Raw genomic sequence first — 17,218 nt, forward strand, 5'->3', positions numbered from 1 at the left:
GTGACCACCACCGTTCCTGCCGTGCAGGAGCCGACCGAGCGTCAGGGCCAGGTCCCGGCCTCGCCCTGGCGCTCGGCCTGGCGCCGCCTGCGCCGCCGCCCGATCGCCCTGGTCGGCCTCGGCCTCATCGTCTTCTTCGTGCTGGCCGCGCTGCTGGCTCCGGTGCTGACCGCGATCTCCGGCCACGGGCCGACCGACACCGACAAGCTGGCCGTCGACCGCTTCCTGGGCGGCCTGCCCAAGGGCAGCCTCGGCGGGGTGAGTTCGCAGCACTGGCTGGGCGTCGAGCCGGGCCTGGGCCACGATATCTTCGCCCGGCTGCTCTACGGGGCCCAGATCTCGCTGCTGGTGGCGTTCAGTGCCGCACTGCTGATCACCGTGGTGGGTGTGGCGCTCGGCGTCACGGCCGGCTACTTCGGCGGCAAGGTCGACATGGTGATCAGCCGCTTCATGGACATCATGATGTCCTTCCCGAGCCTGATCTTCATGATCGCGCTGCTCTCGGTGGCCAAGGACGTCAACCGGGTGCTGCTGCTGATCATCGTGATGTCGCTGTTCACCTGGCCCTACATCGCCCGGGTGATCCGCGGTCAGACGATCTCGCTCAAGCACCGCGAGTACGTCGAGGCGGCCCGGGCCGGCGGTACCAGCAGCACCCGGATCGTGCTCACCGAGATCCTGCCCAACCTGACCAGCACGATCATCGTCTACATCACCCTGGCGATCCCGGGCCTGATCGGCTCCGAGGCGGGCCTGACCTACCTGGGCGTCGGCGTCCAGCCGCCCACCCCGTCCTGGGGCCAGATGATCGCCGACTCCGAGCTCTACTACAAGCTCGACCCGATGTTCTTCGTCCTGCCCTGCGCCTGCCTGTTCCTGGTGGTGCTCGGCTTCACCCTGCTCGGCGACGCGCTGCGCGACGTCCTGGACCCGAAGGGCGGCAACGGGTGATCGGCTACCTGATCCGCCGGCTCGCCGGAATCGCGCTCACCCTGCTGGTGATCTGCGCGGTCACCTTCACCATCTTCTACCTGCTGCCCTCCGACCCCGCGCAGGCGTTCTGCGGCAAGGACTGCACGCCGGACCGGGTGGCCGAGGTGCGCCGGCAGATGGGCCTGAACGCCCCGCTGATCGTGCAGTTCGGCCGCTACGTGCTGGCCATCTTCGCCGGCCGCACCATGGGTACCGGCAGCTACGCGGTGCACTGCGACTTCCCCTGCTTCGGCTACTCCTTCCAGACCGGCCTGCCGGTCTGGAACATGATCACCGACCGGCTGTCGGTCAGCATCTCGCTGGCCATCGGCTCGGCCGTGCTCTGGCTGGGCATGGGGCTGCTCACCGGCGTGGTCTCCGCGCTGCGCAAGAACAGCTGGGTGGACCGCACCCTGATGATCGGCACCATCGGCGCCGCCGCCATGCCGGTCTACTTCACCGCGATGCTGCTGCTCTACTTCTTCTGCGCGCAGACCAATCTGATCCCATACCCGCGCTACGTCGACTTCACCGCCGATCCGCTGGCCTGGTCGCAGAACATGCTGCTGCCCTGGCTCACCCTGGCGCTGGCCACCGCGGCCATGTACGCCCGGATGACCCGCAGTTCGGTGATCGAGACGCTCGGCGAGCCGTTCGTGCGCACCGCCAGGGCCAAGGGCCTGCGTGAGCGCCGGGTGGTCAGCAAGCACGGCCTGCGACCCGCGCTGACCCCGGTGGTCACCATGCTCGGCATGGACCTCGGCGGCCTGCTGGCCGGCGCCGTGATCACCGAGCAGCTGTTCGGACTGCCCGGGGTCGGCAAGCTGTTCGCCGACGCCCTGCACAAGTCCGACCAGCCGGTGGTCATGGGCGTCACGCTGGTCGCCTCCTTCTTCATCGTCACGTCCAACCTGGTGGTCGACGTGCTCTACGCCTGGATCGACCCGCGAGCGAGGCTGTCGTGACACTGCTCGAAGTCCGCAACCTCGCGGTGGAGTTCAACACTCCCGACGGCGCGGTCCAGGCGGTCAAGGGGGTCGACTTCGCGGTCGACCGCGGTCGGGTGCTCGGCCTGGTCGGCGAGTCCGGCTCGGGGAAGTCCGTCACCTCACTGGCCGTCATGGGCCTGCACCGCGGCGCCAAGGTGACCGGCTCGGCGGTCTTCGACGGCACCGAGCTGATCGGCGCCGACCCGGAGGCGGTCCGGCGACTGCGCGGACGCCGGATGGCCATGGTCTTCCAGGACGCGCTGACCGCGCTGCACCCGTACTTCAGCATCGGCGACCAGATCGCCGAGGCGCACCGCGAGCACTTCGGCTCCAGCCGCAAGCAGTCCTGGGCCCGCGCGGTCGAGGTGCTGGGCGAGGTCGGCATCCCCGAACCGGCGCGCCGTGCCGGGGAGTTCCCGCACCAGTTCTCCGGCGGCATGCGCCAGCGCGCGATGATCGCGCTGGCGCTGTCCTGCGAGCCCGAGCTGGTGATCGCCGACGAGCCGACCACCGCGCTGGACGTCACGGTGCAGGCCCAGGTGCTGGACCTGCTGATGCGGCTCAAGGACGACCGCGGCCTGGGCATCATCATGATCACCCACGACCTCGGCGTGATCGCCCGGGTGGCTGACGAGGTGCTGGTGATGTACGGCGGCTCGGCCGTCGAACAGGCAGGCGTGGACACGCTGTTCACCGCACCCCGGCACCCCTACACCCGAAGCCTGCTGGACTCGCTGCCTCGGTTGGAGAGCGCCGAGGGCGAACCGCTGCGGGCCATCCCCGGCAGCCCGCCCTCGCTGCTCACCCCGCCGGCCGGCTGCGCCTTCCACCCGCGCTGCCCGGTCTACGCGGCCGCCCCGCACGACGGCTGCACCGCGCAGCGCCCGCCGCTGCTCGCGGTGGCCGCCGCCCACCGCAGCGCCTGCAGCCACCCCGAGGTGACCGAATGACGACTCCCCTGATGCAGGTCACCGACCTCGGCATGACCTTCGCCGCCCGCCGGCGCGGCCCCGGGATCAAGGCGGTCGACGGCCTGGACTTCGAGGTCCGGGCCGGCGAGACGCTGGGCCTGGTCGGCGAGTCCGGCTGCGGCAAGTCCACCACCGGGCGGATGCTGGTGCGCCTGCTCGACCCGACGGCCGGGCAGGTGCACTTCCGCGGCCAGGACATCAGCACCCTGAGCCAACGCCAACTGCGCCCACTGCGCAGCAAGTTGCAGATCATCTTCCAGGATCCGTTCGCCTCGCTGAACCCGCGGCAGACGGTCCGCCAGATCATCAGCGCCCCGCTGCGGGCCCAGGGGGCGGGGAAGGCCGAGATCCAGCGCGAGGTGCGGGAGCTGGTGGGCCTGGTGGGCCTGACCGCCGAGCACCTGGACCGCTACCCGCACCAGTTCTCCGGCGGCCAGGCTCAGCGGATCGGCATCGCCCGCGCCCTGGCCACCCGCCCCGAACTGGTGGTGGCCGACGAGCCGGTCTCCGCGCTGGACGTCTCCATCCAGGCCCAGATCGTCGGCCTGCTGGAGCGGCTGCAGCGCGAACTGGGAGTCGCCTACGTCTTCATCGCGCACGACCTGGCGGTGGTGAAACACATCAGCCACCGGGTCGCCGTGATGTACCTGGGCCGCATCGTCGAGATCGGCGCCAAGGAGCGGGTCTACGCCGAACCGGCGCACCCGTACACCAAGGCCCTGCTGTCCGCGGTGCCGCTGCCGGATCCGGCGGCCGAGCGGGCCAGGGAGCGGATCGTGCTGCTCGGCGACCCGCCGAGCCCCGCGAACCCGCCCAGCGGGTGCACCTTCCACCCCAGGTGCCCCAAGGCCCAGGAGATCTGCCGCAGCGAGCCACCCCTGCTGCAGCTCACCACCGGCCCGGGGGAGCGGCAGGTCGCCTGCCACTTCCCGCAGGCGTAGCGCCGCGGGTGGGGCCCGGCCGGTCAACCGCACCGGCCGGGCCCGGACCCGGCTCCCGGACCATGCCGAACCCGCGTCACCGTCAACCGCTTCCCGGTGGCGCGGGTCCGGGGTCGCCCGGCGGCCGCATCGACTCCCGGTCGGGTGCAGTGGGGAACCCTGCGAGGACTGCACCCGACCGGGTCCAAGTGCTGTGCGGAGAGGAACGAGTGCGTGGCAACGCTGAGTTGGGACGGCAGTGCGCCGCCCTCGGGGCGGACCGAGACCAGCCGCGAGGTGGCGCTGCCGGTGGCGGTGGCGGTGTCGGACGCGGAGGCGGCGTCCGGGACGGTGGCCGGTCTGCGGGTGCGGGCGACCGCGATCGGGGCCGCGGACCTGCGGGTGGAGGTCTCGCCGGCCGGACCCGGGGTGTGGCTGATCGCGGTCGCGCCGCTCGGCGCGGTGGATGCCGACCCCGCGCGGGTGCGGGTCGAGTGGCGCCTGCCCTGCGCCGGGGCCACCGCGTTGTGGCGGCCCGACACCGATGCCCGCTGGTTGCCGCCGTCCTGGAGCCGGCCGCGGGTCGCCTCCTTCGCCCAGGGCGTGCCGGTCGGCTGCCTGGTCGGCGCCGGCGACGCCGCGCTGGTCGGCTACGCGGTGGCCGAGCGGGTGCTGCCGGTCAGCATCGGGGAGGGCACGGTCGAGGAGACCGGGGACTTCGCCTGCTGGGTGGAGCAGGAGGGGGAGCTGCTGCTGCGGCTGGATCTGAGTGGCCGTCAGTTCAGCGATGCGGTGCAGGAGATGGCCCGGTGGTGGGCCTCGTCGCACGGGTCGGCGATCGAGGTGCCGGCCGGTGCCTTCGAGCCGGTCTTCTGCACCTGGTACGCGCGGCACCTGGAGATCACCGCCGGGGAGGTGGAGCGGCTGGCCGCGCTGGCCGCGCCGCTCGGGTTCACCGGGCTGATCGTGGACGACGGATGGCAGACGGCGGAGACCTCCCGCTCCTACGCCACCACCGGCGACTGGGAGCCCGCCTTCCCGGACTTCGCCGCGCACGTGGCAGGGGTGCAGGGGCTGGGCCTCGCCTATCTGCTGTGGTGCGCCCCGCCGTTCGCCGGCGACCGGAGCGCGGCCGGACAGCGGTTCGGGAAGCAACGGCTTGAGTACCGCGAGGAGTTGGAGACCTCGGTGCTCGACCCCGCGGTACCCGGGGTGCGGGCGCACCTGGTGGCGCGGCTGGCCGTCCTGGTCGAGGAGTACGGGTTGGACGGCCTGAAGGTGGACTTCGTCGACACCTTCGCGCGCTACGGCGGGGACGCGGCGGCGATCCGGCAGCTGCTCGCCGAGCTGGCCAGGGCGCTGCCGCCCGGCCTGCTGATCGAGCACCGGCAGCCGTACGTGGGTCCCGGGTTGTGGCCCTACGCGACCATGGTGCGGGCCACCGACTGCCCGCACAACGCGGCCGAGAACCGCCAGCGCACCGCCGACCTGCGGCTGACCGCCGGGCCACTGGCCGTGCACGCGGACCCGCTGACCTGGCATCCCGCGGAGTCGCCGGCCGGGATCGCGGCGCTGATCCAGAACGTGCTGTTCGCCACCGTGCAGGTCTCGGTGGACCTGGGTGTGCAGCGCGAGGAGCAGTTGGCCGCCCTGCGGTTCTGGCTTTCCGTCAGCCGGCAGTACGTGGACCTGTTGCAGAAGGGCGAGTTCCGCGCGCACCGACCGGACCTCGGGTACCCGCTGCTGTCCGCCTCGCTCGGGGCGCAGCGGGCGTACGGGCGGTACGGGCCGGTGCCGATCGCGGGGGACGGGGACTGGAGCCTGCTCCTGGTGGCGAACGCGGACCCGGACCCCCTGGTGCACCTCGGCTTCCCGCAGCCGCTCGGCCCCACCACCCTCCTGGTCCAGGACCCGACCGGAGCCACCCTGACCCGCACCACGGTCCGGAGCGACACCCTCCAGGTCCGGGTCCCCCGGGGCGGGTTGCTGACGCTGACGCGGTAGGGGGGCGGCATGGCCTCGCGCGGGCGGGCCCGCCTCCCCTGCGGGGACGGGCCCGCCCGCGGGGCGCCGTCAGCCCAAGGCCTCCCGCAGGAACGCGAGTTCGGCGCTCACGATGCGCTCGTTCGCCCCGTACGGGGTCAGGTGGGTGATGCCCGGGAGTGCGAGCAGGTTGTGCGGGCGGCCCGCCCGGTGCAGGGCCTGCGACAGCCGCAGCGTGTGCGAGGGGTGCACGTTGTCGTCCGCCAGGCCGTGGATCAGCAGCAGCGGCCGAGAGAGTGACGGAGCATCAGGCAGCAGGCAGTCCGCCAGGTAGCCGGCCGCGTTCTCGGCCGGCAGGCCGAGGTACCGCTCCGTGTAGGCGGTGTCGTAGCACCGGAAGTCCGTGGGTCCGGCCCCGGCCGAGGCCGCGTGGAACACGTCCGGGCGTCGCAGCACCGCCATCGCGGCGAAGTACCCGCCGTACGACCAGCCGCGGACCCCGACCCGGGCCAGGTCCAGGTCCGGCTCCCGCTCGGCCAGCGCGTGCAGGGCTGCCACCTGGTCCTCCAGGGTGACCTTGGAGAAGCCCCGGAACATGGCCCGGGTGAAGGACGGCGACACGAACGGCGTCCCCCGGTTGTCCGTGGTCACCACCGCGAAGCCCTGGTCGGCCCACCACTGCCGCAGCTGCCAGCGCCGCGGCTCGTTGGCCACCGCCTGGTAACCGGGCCCGCCGTAGACGTCCAGCAGCACCGGAAGCTTGCGCCCGGCCACGTGCGCGCGGGGGTACACCACGGCCGTGGGCAGGCCCAGTTCGGTGACCCGGGCCAGCTTCGGGCGCACCAGGTAGGGGAACGGCTCGGCGAGGTCGGCGAGTTCGATCCCGGTGCCGAGGATCCGGCGGCGGATCCCCTCGGGGGTCGCGGAGACCAGCAGCACGTGCGCCCCGCCGGCCAGCGCCGCGTGCACGCCGGGACCCTCGCTGAGCTCCTCGAGCGTGCCGTCCGCCGGGTCGAGGGCGAAGACCTGCTGGTCCGCCGGGTCCCCCTGGCCGGCCTCGATCAGCAGCTTCTCGCCCAACCGCCCGACCACCCGCCGCACCTGGAGCGTGGACGGGGTCACCACCCGCCCGTCCACCGCCAGCCCGCGCGCCGCGCCGTCGGCCGTGTCGGTGGCGGTGAGCAGTCGGCCCCCGGTCAGCCGGGCGGGCGTGCCGGGCACGTCGTCCACCCAGAACTCGTCGCGGGTACGGGAGAGTTCGACGGTCTTGCCGGTCCGGGGGTCGGCGCTCAGCAGCAGCACCGTCTGCTGCAGCCGGTCGGCGACGGTGAGCAGGATCTCGTCGGCGCGGTCCCACTCGGCGGCGCAGAGGTACGGGTGGCGCTCGGCGTCCCAGTCCAGGCGGACCCGGCCGCCGTCCAGGCCGAGCACCCAGAGCTGGACGTCCGCGTTGGCCCCGCCCACCAGGGGGTAGGCGAAGGACTCGGCGGGGCGCTCGGGGTGGGCGGCGTCGGCGAACCAGCGCAGCGGCAGGGCCGACTCGTCGACCCGGGCGGCCAGCACCGACCGGCCGTCCGGCGCCCACCAGTGCCCGTGGTGGCGGTTGAGCTCCTCGGCGGCGGCGAACTCCGCCACGCCCCAGCGCGCGCCGTCGGCGGGGCTGAGCGGTTCGTCCCGGCCGGTCAGGTGCAGCGCGTCGGCGGTCACGTAGGCCACCACCGAGCCGTCGGGGCTCGGCTGCGGATCGAAGGCGGGTCCGGCCGTGGGCAGTTCCTCGGCGGCGCCGTCCGCGACCCGGAACAGCCGCCCGTCCAGCGCGAAGACGGCGGTCCGCGCGTCCGGCGTGGCGGCGAAGCTGCCGATGCCGCGGGCGACCAGCCGGCTGCGCTCGCGCAGCCGGCGTTCCAGCACCGGCAGTTCGTCCCGGTCGCCGGTGCGGCCCGTGACCAGCGCGGTGGGGTCGGCCAGCAGGCGCTCCTGGCCGGTGGCCGGGTCCAGCTCCCAGAGCCGGTCGAAGGGGTCGCGCGGCCCGGCCGAGCGCAGGAAGAGGAGGCGGGAGCCGTCGGCGGCGAAGCTGAAGGCGCGCGGCGCACCGTAGCTGAACCTTCCGCTGGCGGCACTGAGCGCGAGAAACTGTTCATCGAGATCGGTCACCGGTAGAGTATGCGGTGTGAAATGTCACACTTCAATGGATCTGCCGGACCCGATTCCCGGAGCCGCCGAGCTGTTCGCCCTGGACCCGGCGGTGGCCCACCTCAACCACGGCTCCTACGGCGCGGTGCCCGACGAGGTGCGGCAGGCCCAGGCGGCGCTGCGCGCCGAGCAGGAGGCGGACCCGGACGGGTTCTTCCTCCAGCTGCCCGGGCGGATCGCGCAGACCCGCGCCGCGATCGCCCCGCTGCTCGGCGCCGACCCGGCGGGGCTGGCCCTGCTGAGCAACGTCACCGAGGCCGTGGCGGTCGCGCTGGACAGCATCCCGTTCGGGCCCGGCGAGGAGATCCTGGTCACCGACCACGGGTACGGGGTGGTCAACCGGGCCGTCGAGCGCCGGGCCGCCGAGTGCGGGGCGACGATGCGCACCGTCCCGGTCGCGCTGGACGCGGTCGACCCGGGCGCGGCGGTGCTGGCGGCGCTGGGCCCGAGCACCCGGGCGGTGGTCCTGGACCGGATCACCTCGCCCACCGCGCGCGAGTTCGCCACCCGGGAGCTGGTGGCCGCGCTGGCCGCTCGCGGCGTGATCACCCTGGTGGACGCCGCCCACGCGCCCGGCATGCTCGACTCCCACCTGGACTCCCAGCTGGACCAGGAAGTCGGCGGGCCCGACTTCTGGTTCGGGAACCTGCACAAGTGGGCCTTCGCGCCGCGCCCGACCGCGGTGCTGGCGGTGGCCCCGAAGTGGCGCGCGCGGGTGCGGCCGCTGACCTACTCCTGGGAGCACGAGGGCGGCTACCCGGGCAACGTGGAGTGGCGCGGGACGGCGGACTACACCGGCTGGCTGGCCGCACCGGCGGGCCTGGCGCTGCTGGCCCGGCTGGGCGTGTCCCGGGTGCGCGAGCACAACGAGCGGCTGGCCGCCTACGGGCAGGCGCTGCTGGTGGAGCGGGCGGGCCTGGTCGCCCTGCCGGCCTCGCCCGGGGTGTCGATGCGCGCGGTGCGGCTGCCCGCGGGCACGGCCGAGCGCGAGGAGCAGGTGCGGCCGCTGATGGCGGCGGTGCTGGAGCAGTTGGGGACCAGGATCGCGGTGCGGCCGTGGGCCGGGGGCGGGGTGCTGCGGATCAGCGCCCAGGTCTACAACCGCCCCGCGGAGTACGAGCGGCTGGCCGAGGGGCTCCGGGGAGTGCTCGGATCCTGAGTGCGGCGAGCCGTCAGATCTCCAGTACCGCTTCGATCGTCCGCAGCTGGTGCCGGGCCATCGCCAGGTTGGCCCGGCCGCGGTTCAGCGCCAGGTAGAGGAAGAGCCCCCGGCCGGTCTGCTTGGTCAGCGGCCGGATCAGGTGGTACTGCCCGGTGAGGGTGATCAGGATGTCCTCGATCTCGTTGTCGTGCAGGTTGAGCAGCTCCATGGTGCGCATCTTGGCCCGCACCACGTCCGTGTTCCCGGCCGCGGCCACGTTCAGGTCCAGCTCGCCCTCGCCGCCGAGCGAACCCAGCGCCATGCCGCTGCCGTAGTCGACCAGGGCCACCCCGACCGCCCCTTCGATGGTCATCGCTTCCTTGAGGGAGGTCTCCAGGTTCGCCATTGCACAGCTCCAATCGGTGGGATTGCCACGACTGTAGGCAGCGCGGTCACGGTGGGTTGACGAATGATCACAGCTGTGCGAAGTCGACCGCCAAGGATCGCAAGCGACCGGTCCTGACTGCGGTAGAACGGGGAAAACGGTGCGATCAATGTCGGTGCTGCCGGGTAACCTCAGGCTGAGATGACACAGCAGCAGGACCCCCAGACCAGGAGCAGCGCCCTGTCCGAGGACGAGATCAGCCCCGCCGAGGCCTATGCCGCCGCGCGTCGCCGCAGCCAGGAGCAGGCCACGGCGCTGTACGGCTTCCGGCAGTTGTACGACTTCCCGCTGGACGCGTTCCAGTTGGAGGCCTGCCAGGCCCTGGAGGGTGGCGAGGGCGTGCTGGTCGCCGCGCCCACCGGCTCGGGCAAGACCATCGTGGGCGAGTTCGCCGTGCACCTGGCGCTGGCCGCCGGGCGCAAGTGCTTCTACACCACGCCGATCAAGGCGCTCTCCAACCAGAAGTACGCCGACCTGGTCAAGCGCTACGGCGCTGACAAGGTCGGCCTGCTCACCGGCGACAACTCGGTCAACGGCGACGCCCCCGTGGTGGTGATGACCACCGAGGTGCTGCGCAACATGCTCTACGCCGGTTCGCAGACCCTCGGCGGCCTCGGCTACGTGGTGATGGACGAGGTGCACTACCTCGCCGACCGGTTCCGCGGCGCGGTCTGGGAGGAGGTGATCATCCACCTGCCCGAGTCCGTCACCCTGGTCTCGCTCTCCGCCACCGTCTCCAACGCCGAGGAGTTCGGCGACTGGCTGGACACCGTGCGCGGCGGCACCAAGGTGATCGTCGCCGAGCACCGCCCGGTGCCGCTGTGGCAGCACGTGATGGCCGGCAACCGGATGTACGACCTCTTCTCCAACCCGGACGTGGACGGGCGCCCCAAGGGCAACCAGAAGAACCCCGCCAAGGCGGTCAACCCCGAGCTGGTCCGGCTGGCCCGCTCCGAGGCCGACCGCAACCCGCGGTTCGCCGGCCGCGGCCGCGGCCGCTCGCTGCCGAACGGCCGGCCCAGCCGGGTCTGGACCCCGGGCCGGGCGGACGTGATCGAGCGGCTGGACGCCGAGGGCCTGCTGCCCGCGATCACCTTCATCTTCAGCCGGGCCGGCTGCGAGGCCGCCGTGCAGCAGGTGCTCCACTCCGGCCTGCGGCTGAACGGGGAGAACGAGCGGCTGCAGGTGCGCTCGATCGTGGAGGACCGCTGCGCGGCCATCCCGGACGAGGACCTGCACGTGCTCGGCTACTTCGAGTGGCTGGACGCGCTGGAGCGCGGCGTCGCCGCCCACCACGCCGGGATGCTGCCGCGGTTCAAGGAGGTCGTCGAGGAGCTCTTCCTGCGCGGCCTGATCAAGGTGGTCTTCGCCACCGAGACGCTGGCCCTCGGCATCAACATGCCGGCCCGCTCGGTGGTCATGGAGAAGCTGGTCAAGTGGAACGGCGAGGCGCACGCCGACATCACCCCCGGTGAGTACACCCAGCTCACCGGCCGGGCCGGGCGCCGCGGCATCGACGTCGAGGGCCACGCCGTGGTGCTCTGGCAGCGCGGGCTCGACCCGGAGGCGCTGGCCGGCCTGGCCGGCACCCGCACCTACCCGCTGCGGTCCTCGTTCCGGCCGTCCTACAACATGGCGGTCAACCTGGTCGCCCAGTTCGGCCGGCACCGCTCGCGCGAGCTGCTCGAGACGTCGTTCGCGCAGTTCCAGGCCGACCGCTCGGTGGTCGGGGTGGCCCGCCAGGTGCAGAAGAACGAGGAGGGCCTGGCCGGCTACCAGGAGGCGATGACCTGTCACCTCGGTGACTTCACCGAGTACATGGAGCTGCGCCGCAAGCTCAAGGACCGGGAGAACGAGCTGGCCCGCGAGGGCAGCAGCCAGCGCCGGGCCGCCGCGGTCGAGTCGATCGAGGCGCTCAGGCCGGGCGACGTGATCCATGTGCCGACCGGCAAGTTCGCCGGGCTGGCGCTGGTGCTGGACCCGGGCCTGCCGCCGGTCAGCCGCTCCCCGCGCGGCGGCCCGCGCCACCCGGACTTCCAGGACGGGCCGCGCCCGGTGGTGCTCACCGCCGAGCGGCAGGTCAAGCGGCTGGCGATGATCGACTTCCCGCACCCCGTGACGGCGCTCGACCGGGTGCGGATCCCCAAGTCCTTCAACCCGCGCTCCCCGCAGTCCCGGCGCGACCTGGCCTCCGCGCTGCGCACCAAGGCCGGCCACCTGGAGCCGGAGCGGTACCACAAGTCCCGCGCGGCCGCGGCCGACGACCCGGAGCTGGCCCGGCTGCGCACCGCGCTGCGGGCCCACCCCTGCCACGGGTGCGCCGAGCGCGAGGACCACGCCCGGTGGGCCGAGCGGTACCACCGCCTGCACCGGGACACCGACGTGCTGGAGCGCAAGATGCGCTCGCGCACCCACACCATCGCGCGCACCTTCGACCGGGTGTGCGGGCTGCTCACCGACCTGGGCTACCTCCATGGCGACACCGTGACGGACGACGGCAAGCGGCTCGGCCGGCTCTACGGCGAGCTGGACCTGCTGGCCTCCGAGTGCATCCGCGAGGGCGTCTGGGACGACCTGGCCGCCGCCGAACTCGCGGCCTGCGCCTCGGCCCTGGTGTACGAGGCGCGGCAGGCGGACGACGCGGCCTCGCCCAGGCTGCCCGAGGGCAAGGCCAAGGACGCGATGGGCCGGATGGTGCGGATCTGGGGCCACCTGGACGCGTTGGAGGAGCAGCACCGGATCAACACCGCGGAGGGCGTCGGCCAGCGCGAGCCGGACCTCGGGTTCGCCTGGGCCGCCTACCGCTGGGCGCTGGGCCACAGCCTGGACCAGGTGCTGCGGGACGCCGAGATGCCGGCCGGCGACTTCGTCCGGTGGACCAAGCAGCTGATCGACGTGCTCGGCCAGATCCAGGACGCGGCGGCCGAGGACCCGCAGCTGCGCAGCACCGCCCGCAAGGCGGTGGACGCGCTGCGGCGCGGCATCATCGCCTACTCGTCGGTGGCCTGAGCCGGTACCGCTGCGACGGGTCGGCCCCGGGGGACCGCGGTCCCCCGGGGCCGACCCTGACCGGGCGTCAGCCCAGCTGGAAGGTGGCCTCGACCGGGTAGTGGTCGCTGGGCGACCTGGTGTCCAGCAGGCCGGCGGTCCAGCCCGCCTGCGGGTCCAGGTCGGCCGTCACCTTGGGCAGCGCGACCGGGGCGGGGCGGCCCGGCGCGTTCAGGTAGCCGAGGTAGTCCAGGTCGTCCCGGTAGTCCGCCGGGAAGGTCTCCACGCCCGCCATGTACTGGCACCAGGCCGAGACGGTGCAGTCCATCGTGGTCAGCGTCTGGGCCGGGTCGAGCGCGGGGGTGCCGAGCACGCCGCCGACCGCGGCCTGCGCGTTGGCGTAGTCGCCGCGGGACTGCCCGTGGTAGTACTCCACGTTCAGGTCGCCGCCGAACAGCACCGGGGCGGAGCTGCCCACGATGCCGTTCACCCAGGACTTGACCTCGCCCAGCTGGGCCAGCCGGGTGGCCTGGGTGGTGTTGGTGGAGGTGCCGTCCTGGTCGGCCTGCAGGTGGGTGCCGGCCACCCAGGTCTGCACGCCGCCCTTGTTGATCTTGGCCAGCACGGCGCCCTTGTTGGCGTTGTAGTCCCAGGTGCCGCTGGTGGACGCGGTGTAGACGTGGGCGTACTGGGCCGCGATCGGGTACTTCGACAGGATCATCGTCCCGCCGTTGATCACGAACCAGGAGTTGGAGCAGTTGCCGCTGATGCCGTTCCAGCCGCCGCCCGAGCAGGTCTGGCCCACCACGGGAGTGTGGTACGGGTACAGGTCGGCGAGCTTGGCGACGATGTCGTCGGTCGACGTGTGGTTGAACAGCTCGTCCAGCACGACCACGTCGTCGTTGTGCTGACGGATGATTGACTCGACCACGGGGGTGCGGGTCGAGGCCTGCTCGTTCTGGCTCCAGTCGACGGCGGCGGTGCCGAGGTCGACGTTCCAGGCCAGGACCGACAGGGTCGAGCCGCCGGCCGCGGAGGCGGGGGTGGCGGCAGCGACGGCCGTGCCGCTGAGCAGCGCGGACGCAACGACGGCCGAGCCGAGTGCGGCGGCAGTACGGCGCAGAGTCATGGAGGGTACTCCTGAGACGGAATCAGATGATGGTCCGACGCGGAGCGACGGACCGCCGGAAACCGTAGCTACCCGCGGGTACATCCGAACGAACAGCAGGAAGATGGCTGTACAACCTTCTGGGTGTGCTCAGTCGTCCAGCGCCCCGTGCGCGAGCTCGTCGGCGATGGTGGCCAGCACCTCGGGCGCCGAGTCGCCGGTCAGGTAGAAGTGCCCGCCCGGGAACACGTGCAGCGAGCCTGGCCCGGTGCTGACGGTCCGCCAGCGCTCCAGCTCCTCGACCGTGACGGTGTCCTCGGTGCCGCCCAGCATGGTGACCGGGCAGTCCAGCAGCGGGCCCTCGGGGCGCCGGGCCGAGGAGACCACCGCGAAGTCGGCGCGCAGGATCGGCAGCAGCAGCTCCAGCAGGTCGGGCTCGGCGAGCACCTCCTCCGGGGTGCCGCCCATCCGCCGCAGCTCCGCCACCAGCTCGGCGTCGGTCAGCGCGGACCGGTCCGGGCGGGCCGGCGAGCCCGGGCCCGGGCAACCGCTGAACAGCACCCGCTCCGGCGCCCGGTCACCGTGCTGCCGCCCGGCCACCGCGACCCCGTGCGCCAGCAGCGCGCCCATGCTGTGGCCGAAGAACGCGTACGGCCGGTCCAGGTAGGGCCGCAGCGCCACCGCCAGCTGGTCCACCGCCTGCTGGTAGTCGGTCAGCAGCGGCTCGGCGAAGCGCGCCTCGCGGCCCGGCAGTTGGACCGCCCACAGGTCCAGGTCGGCCGGCAGCCGGTCCGGCCAGTCCCGGTAGAGCAGCGGGCCGGCGCCGGCCGGGTGGAACAGGAAGAGCCGCAGCCGGGGGCGCGCCACGCTGCGCAGTGGGCGGACCCAGGAGGCGGGGGTGAGCTCGGGGTAGGCGGTCATGGTGCGGCGGAGCTCCGTTCGGCGGGCACGGTGGGCTCGGGGAGTCTAACTCCGCCCACTGGGAAGCCACTCAGTAGACGCAGGGGATGGCGCCGCCCGCCACGGAGTCCCCGGCGGACCGGTCCTCGTCCGCGGCCGGGGTGCTGCTGGCGGACTGGTCCGGTGTCGGGGTAGGGGTGGAATCCGGGGTCCGGGCCTGGCTCGGGGTGGGGGTCTGGGCCTGGTCCGGGGTCGCGCTCTCGGCGGGCTGGTCCGACGGGCCCGGGGAGGCGGCCGGCCGGCCGCCCTGGAACACCTGACGCACCGTCGCCCGGATCGCCGCCTCGTCCACGATGTTCACGTCCCCGGCACTCGGCAGGCTCGCGTAGCGCACGATCGGCAGCGTGCGGAACTCGGTGTGCCCGCCGGTCAGGTTGGTGGCCTGCTGGGCGAAGTCGAGGATGTCCCACTGGTCGTCGAGCACCACGTCCTGCTTGACCGCGTCCAGCAGGCCCCGCAGCCGGCCCAGGTCGTCGAAGAAGCCCTGCTGCTTCAGCTTGGTGGTGACCGAGGCCAGGAAAGCCTGCTGACGGTGGGTCCGGTCCAGGTCGCCGTTGGGCAGGTTGTGCCGCTGGCGCACGAAGGCCAGCGCCATCGAGGCGTCGAGCTGGTTGACGCCCTTGGTGCCGTGGAAGCCGGAGCCGCCGCCCGGGGTGCGCGCGGTACGGGCGAAGGTGGGGTCGGCGGCGTCCTTCTTCAGGCAGACGGTGATCGGCTGCAGCACCTTGGCCACGTCGTAGAAGCCCTTGAGGTTCAGCTCGGCGAAGTGGTCGATCGGTACGTCGAGCAGCTTCTGCACGGTCAGCAGGGTGGCCGCGCGGCCCGCGTCGCGGCCCCGGTGCTCCAGTTCGGCGCCCGAGTAGGTCCGGGACAGCTGCTGCTCGGCGTAGTACTTGGCCTGGTCGTAGGCCTCCTTGATCTTGCCCTTGCCGAGCGGGTGGCCGCCGGGCACGTTGACCAGGTCCACGTAGTCGTCGCGCGGGATCGAGAAGGCCTGCACCGTGCCGCCGTCGGCCGGGATGTGCATCAGGATCAGGGTGTTGGTGTTGTACCCGCCGATCTCGCTGTTGCCGGCGTTCAGCTCGTCCGCGACGAACTCCCGGGGCAGGTCCTTGCCGTCCTGGTCGCGCCGGCTGTCCAGGCCGATCAGCAGCAGGTTCACCGACTTGTCCAGGTGCGGCGGCGCGCCGCCGTCGGCCGCGGCGGCCTGCTGCACCTGCTCGATCGCGTGCGAGGTGGTCATGCCGGACTTCAGGTCGCGGTAGGTGTACCAGGAGAACGCGCTGACCACGAGCACCGAGCCGCCGGCCAGGCAGGCCATCGAGCGCCCGGCCGCCCGGACCGCCCGCAGCCGTCGGCCGGGCTCGCGTCCGCCCCCCGCCGCGCCAAGCCGACCGTGCCCCTGACTGCCCGTCATCCCGCCCCCGTCCGTCCCCGTCTCACTGCCCACGAAGCTTTGACGCGCGAACCCCTGGAAAGGGCACAGAAGTTCGGCCGAATGTGAGGGAGGTCACGGGCCGCGCGGGTGAGAACGGCGGCGGTGGGTTGCCGGTAGCCTGGCGCACACCGAGGGGGAGGGGGACCGATGGGGCTCTGGGTGGGAGAAGGTGTCATGACCGGGGCAGACGTGGAGGTCGCCCGGGTGGGGAACCGGTGGCGGGTCAGCCGCCCCTGGCACCCGGGGCTGCGGCCCTACCTGCGCAGCTACGCGGGCTACTTCGAGACGACGCCTGCGCCCTACCAGGTGCGGGTGGTGCCCAGTGGGCGCGCGGTGCTGGTGCTCAACCTCGCCGCGCCGTTCAGCCGGGTGGAGCGGATGGGGGTGGCCGGCGGCTCCAGCGGGCGGATCGGCTCGCTGGTGGTGGGGCTGGAGGACCGGCCCGCGCTGCTGGAGCACCCGGGCGGGCAGGAGGCGATCCGGGTGGAGTTCAGCCCGCTCGGCGCCTACCGGCTGTTCGGGCTGCCGATGCGGGAGCTGACCAACCGGGCGGTCGAGCTGACCGACGTGCTGGGCCCGGGCGGCGGGCGGCTGGTGGAGCGGCTGGCCGCCACGGCCGACTGGCGCTCCCGGTTCGACCTGCTGGACGGCGCACTGCTGGCCCGGGTGGCCGGCGGACCCGAGCCCGCGGCCGAGGTGCGCCGGGCCTGGCAGCTGCTGGTGCGCAGTGGCGGCAGTCTGCCGATCGCCGCCATCGCGGCCGAAGTCGGCTGGAGCCACGGCTACCTGGTGCGCCGCTGCACCGAACAGGTCGGCCTGGCCCCCAAGGCCTCGGCCCGGGTGCTGCGCTTCCACCGGGCGGTCGCGATGCTCGGTCGCGGCGACCGCAAGCTGGTGGACACCGCCCTCGCCTGCGGCTACGCGGACCAGGCCCACCTGAGCCGGGAGTTCCGCGTCCTGGCGGGCGTCTCCCCGGCCCGCCTGCAGGCGGCCCGCCGCGCGGAGGGCGCGCTGACGGTCTGACGCCGGCCGAGCTGGTCCGCCCCGGGCGCTTCAGGCCCGCGGCGCGTCGAAGCCCCGTCGGCCGAAGGCGACTTGGAAGGTCGCCTG

13 protein-coding genes are annotated in these 17,218 nt (G+C 73.1%); 8 read left to right on the forward strand and 5 right to left on the reverse strand.

What is annotated here, in order from left to right:
• From C7C46_RS19755 to C7C46_RS19775, 5 genes are all read left to right on the forward strand, one after another.
• The gene (locus C7C46_RS19755; RefSeq protein ID WP_245984555.1) at window positions 1-951 is read left to right on the forward strand and encodes an ABC transporter permease; all 951 of its coding nucleotides are present in this window, start codon (window positions 1-3) and stop codon (window positions 949-951) included.
• The gene (locus C7C46_RS19760) at window positions 948-1,937 is read left to right on the forward strand and encodes an ABC transporter permease (protein ID WP_110671195.1); all 990 of its coding nucleotides are present in this window, start codon (window positions 948-950) and stop codon (window positions 1,935-1,937) included. Before C7C46_RS19755 ends, C7C46_RS19760 begins: the two co-directional genes overlap by 4 nt.
• Complete coding sequence (locus tag C7C46_RS19765; protein WP_110671196.1) at window positions 1,934-2,911, forward strand: ABC transporter ATP-binding protein; 978 nt, start codon at window positions 1,934-1,936, stop codon at window positions 2,909-2,911. Before C7C46_RS19760 ends, C7C46_RS19765 begins: the two co-directional genes overlap by 4 nt.
• Window positions 2,908-3,873 (forward strand): ABC transporter ATP-binding protein, encoded by a 966-nt coding sequence (locus tag C7C46_RS19770; protein ID WP_110671197.1) that lies wholly within the window; start codon window positions 2,908-2,910, stop codon window positions 3,871-3,873. The genes C7C46_RS19765 and C7C46_RS19770 overlap by 4 nt, the downstream gene beginning before the upstream one ends.
• Before the next feature lie 213 nt (window positions 3,874-4,086).
• Window positions 4,087-5,856, forward strand: coding sequence for a glycoside hydrolase family 36 protein (locus C7C46_RS19775; protein WP_110671198.1), 1,770 nt, complete (start codon window positions 4,087-4,089; stop codon window positions 5,854-5,856).
• A gap of 69 nt (window positions 5,857-5,925) precedes the next feature.
• On the opposite strand, the gene C7C46_RS19780 is transcribed toward C7C46_RS19775, so the two are convergent.
• Complete coding sequence (locus C7C46_RS19780) at window positions 5,926-7,989, reverse strand: S9 family peptidase (RefSeq protein ID WP_110671199.1); 2,064 nt, start codon at window positions 7,987-7,989, stop codon at window positions 5,926-5,928.
• A gap of 34 nt (window positions 7,990-8,023) precedes the next feature.
• Here C7C46_RS19780 and C7C46_RS19785 point away from each other — a divergent pair, with 34 nt between their 5' ends.
• A complete protein-coding gene (locus C7C46_RS19785) occupies window positions 8,024-9,187 on the forward strand; it encodes an aminotransferase class V-fold PLP-dependent enzyme (protein WP_110671200.1) in 1,164 nt (387 codons plus the stop codon).
• Window positions 9,188-9,200: 13 nt separating this feature from the next.
• Here C7C46_RS19785 and C7C46_RS19790 read toward each other — a convergent pair whose 3' ends face one another.
• Window positions 9,201-9,575: a hypothetical protein gene (locus tag C7C46_RS19790; protein WP_110671201.1), complete on the reverse strand. Its 375-nt coding sequence runs from the start codon at window positions 9,573-9,575 to the stop codon at window positions 9,201-9,203.
• A 180-nt stretch (window positions 9,576-9,755) separates the two neighbouring features.
• Between C7C46_RS19790 and C7C46_RS19795 the strand changes: the two genes are divergently transcribed.
• Window positions 9,756-12,623 carry a DEAD/DEAH box helicase gene (locus C7C46_RS19795; protein WP_110671202.1) on the forward strand — a complete coding sequence of 956 codons (2,868 nt, stop codon included), beginning with the start codon at window positions 9,756-9,758 and terminating at the stop codon, window positions 12,621-12,623.
• 67 nt (window positions 12,624-12,690) lie between these two features.
• Here C7C46_RS19795 and C7C46_RS19800 read toward each other — a convergent pair whose 3' ends face one another.
• The 3 genes from C7C46_RS19800 to C7C46_RS19810 form a co-directional block, all read right to left on the reverse strand.
• Entirely contained in the window at window positions 12,691-13,731 is a 1,041-nt protein-coding gene (locus tag C7C46_RS19800) for a sphingomyelin phosphodiesterase (RefSeq protein ID WP_110671203.1), read from the reverse strand.
• A gap of 129 nt (window positions 13,732-13,860) precedes the next feature.
• Window positions 13,861-14,631, reverse strand: a complete 771-nt coding sequence (locus tag C7C46_RS19805) for a thioesterase II family protein (protein WP_110671204.1) — start codon at window positions 14,629-14,631, stop codon at window positions 13,861-13,863.
• Between the two features lie 70 nt (window positions 14,632-14,701).
• Complete coding sequence (locus tag C7C46_RS19810; RefSeq protein ID WP_110671205.1) at window positions 14,702-16,087, reverse strand: LCP family protein; 1,386 nt, start codon at window positions 16,085-16,087, stop codon at window positions 14,702-14,704.
• Between the two features lie 195 nt (window positions 16,088-16,282).
• Here C7C46_RS19810 and C7C46_RS19815 point away from each other — a divergent pair, with 195 nt between their 5' ends.
• Window positions 16,283-17,131, forward strand: coding sequence for a helix-turn-helix domain-containing protein (locus C7C46_RS19815; protein WP_110671206.1), 849 nt, complete (start codon window positions 16,283-16,285; stop codon window positions 17,129-17,131).
• Window positions 17,132-17,218 lie beyond the last annotated feature (87 nt).

The sequence above is a fragment of the Streptomyces tateyamensis genome, assembly GCF_003205575.1.
GTDB lineage: Bacteria > Actinomycetota > Actinomycetes > Streptomycetales > Streptomycetaceae > Kitasatospora > Kitasatospora tateyamensis.

Excerpts from the sequence above, each read along its gene's own strand:
- C7C46_RS19770 (WP_110671197.1), top strand. The coding sequence starts at position 2,908 with ATGACGACTCCCCTGATGCAGGTCACCGACCTCGGCATGACCTTCGCC.
- C7C46_RS19785 (WP_110671200.1), top strand. The coding sequence starts at position 8,024 with ATGGATCTGCCGGACCCGATTCCCGGAGCCGCCGAGCTGTTCGCCCTG.
- C7C46_RS19790 (WP_110671201.1), bottom strand. The coding sequence starts at position 9,575 with ATGGCGAACCTGGAGACCTCCCTCAAGGAAGCGATGACCATCGAAGGG.
- C7C46_RS19795 (WP_110671202.1), top strand. The coding sequence starts at position 9,756 with ATGACACAGCAGCAGGACCCCCAGACCAGGAGCAGCGCCCTGTCCGAG.
- C7C46_RS19800 (WP_110671203.1), bottom strand. The coding sequence starts at position 13,731 with ATGACTCTGCGCCGTACTGCCGCCGCACTCGGCTCGGCCGTCGTTGCG.
- C7C46_RS19805 (WP_110671204.1), bottom strand. The coding sequence starts at position 14,631 with ATGACCGCCTACCCCGAGCTCACCCCCGCCTCCTGGGTCCGCCCACTG.
- C7C46_RS19810 (WP_110671205.1), bottom strand. The coding sequence starts at position 16,087 with ATGACGGGCAGTCAGGGGCACGGTCGGCTTGGCGCGGCGGGGGGCGGA.
- C7C46_RS19815 (WP_110671206.1), top strand. The coding sequence starts at position 16,283 with ATGACCGGGGCAGACGTGGAGGTCGCCCGGGTGGGGAACCGGTGGCGG.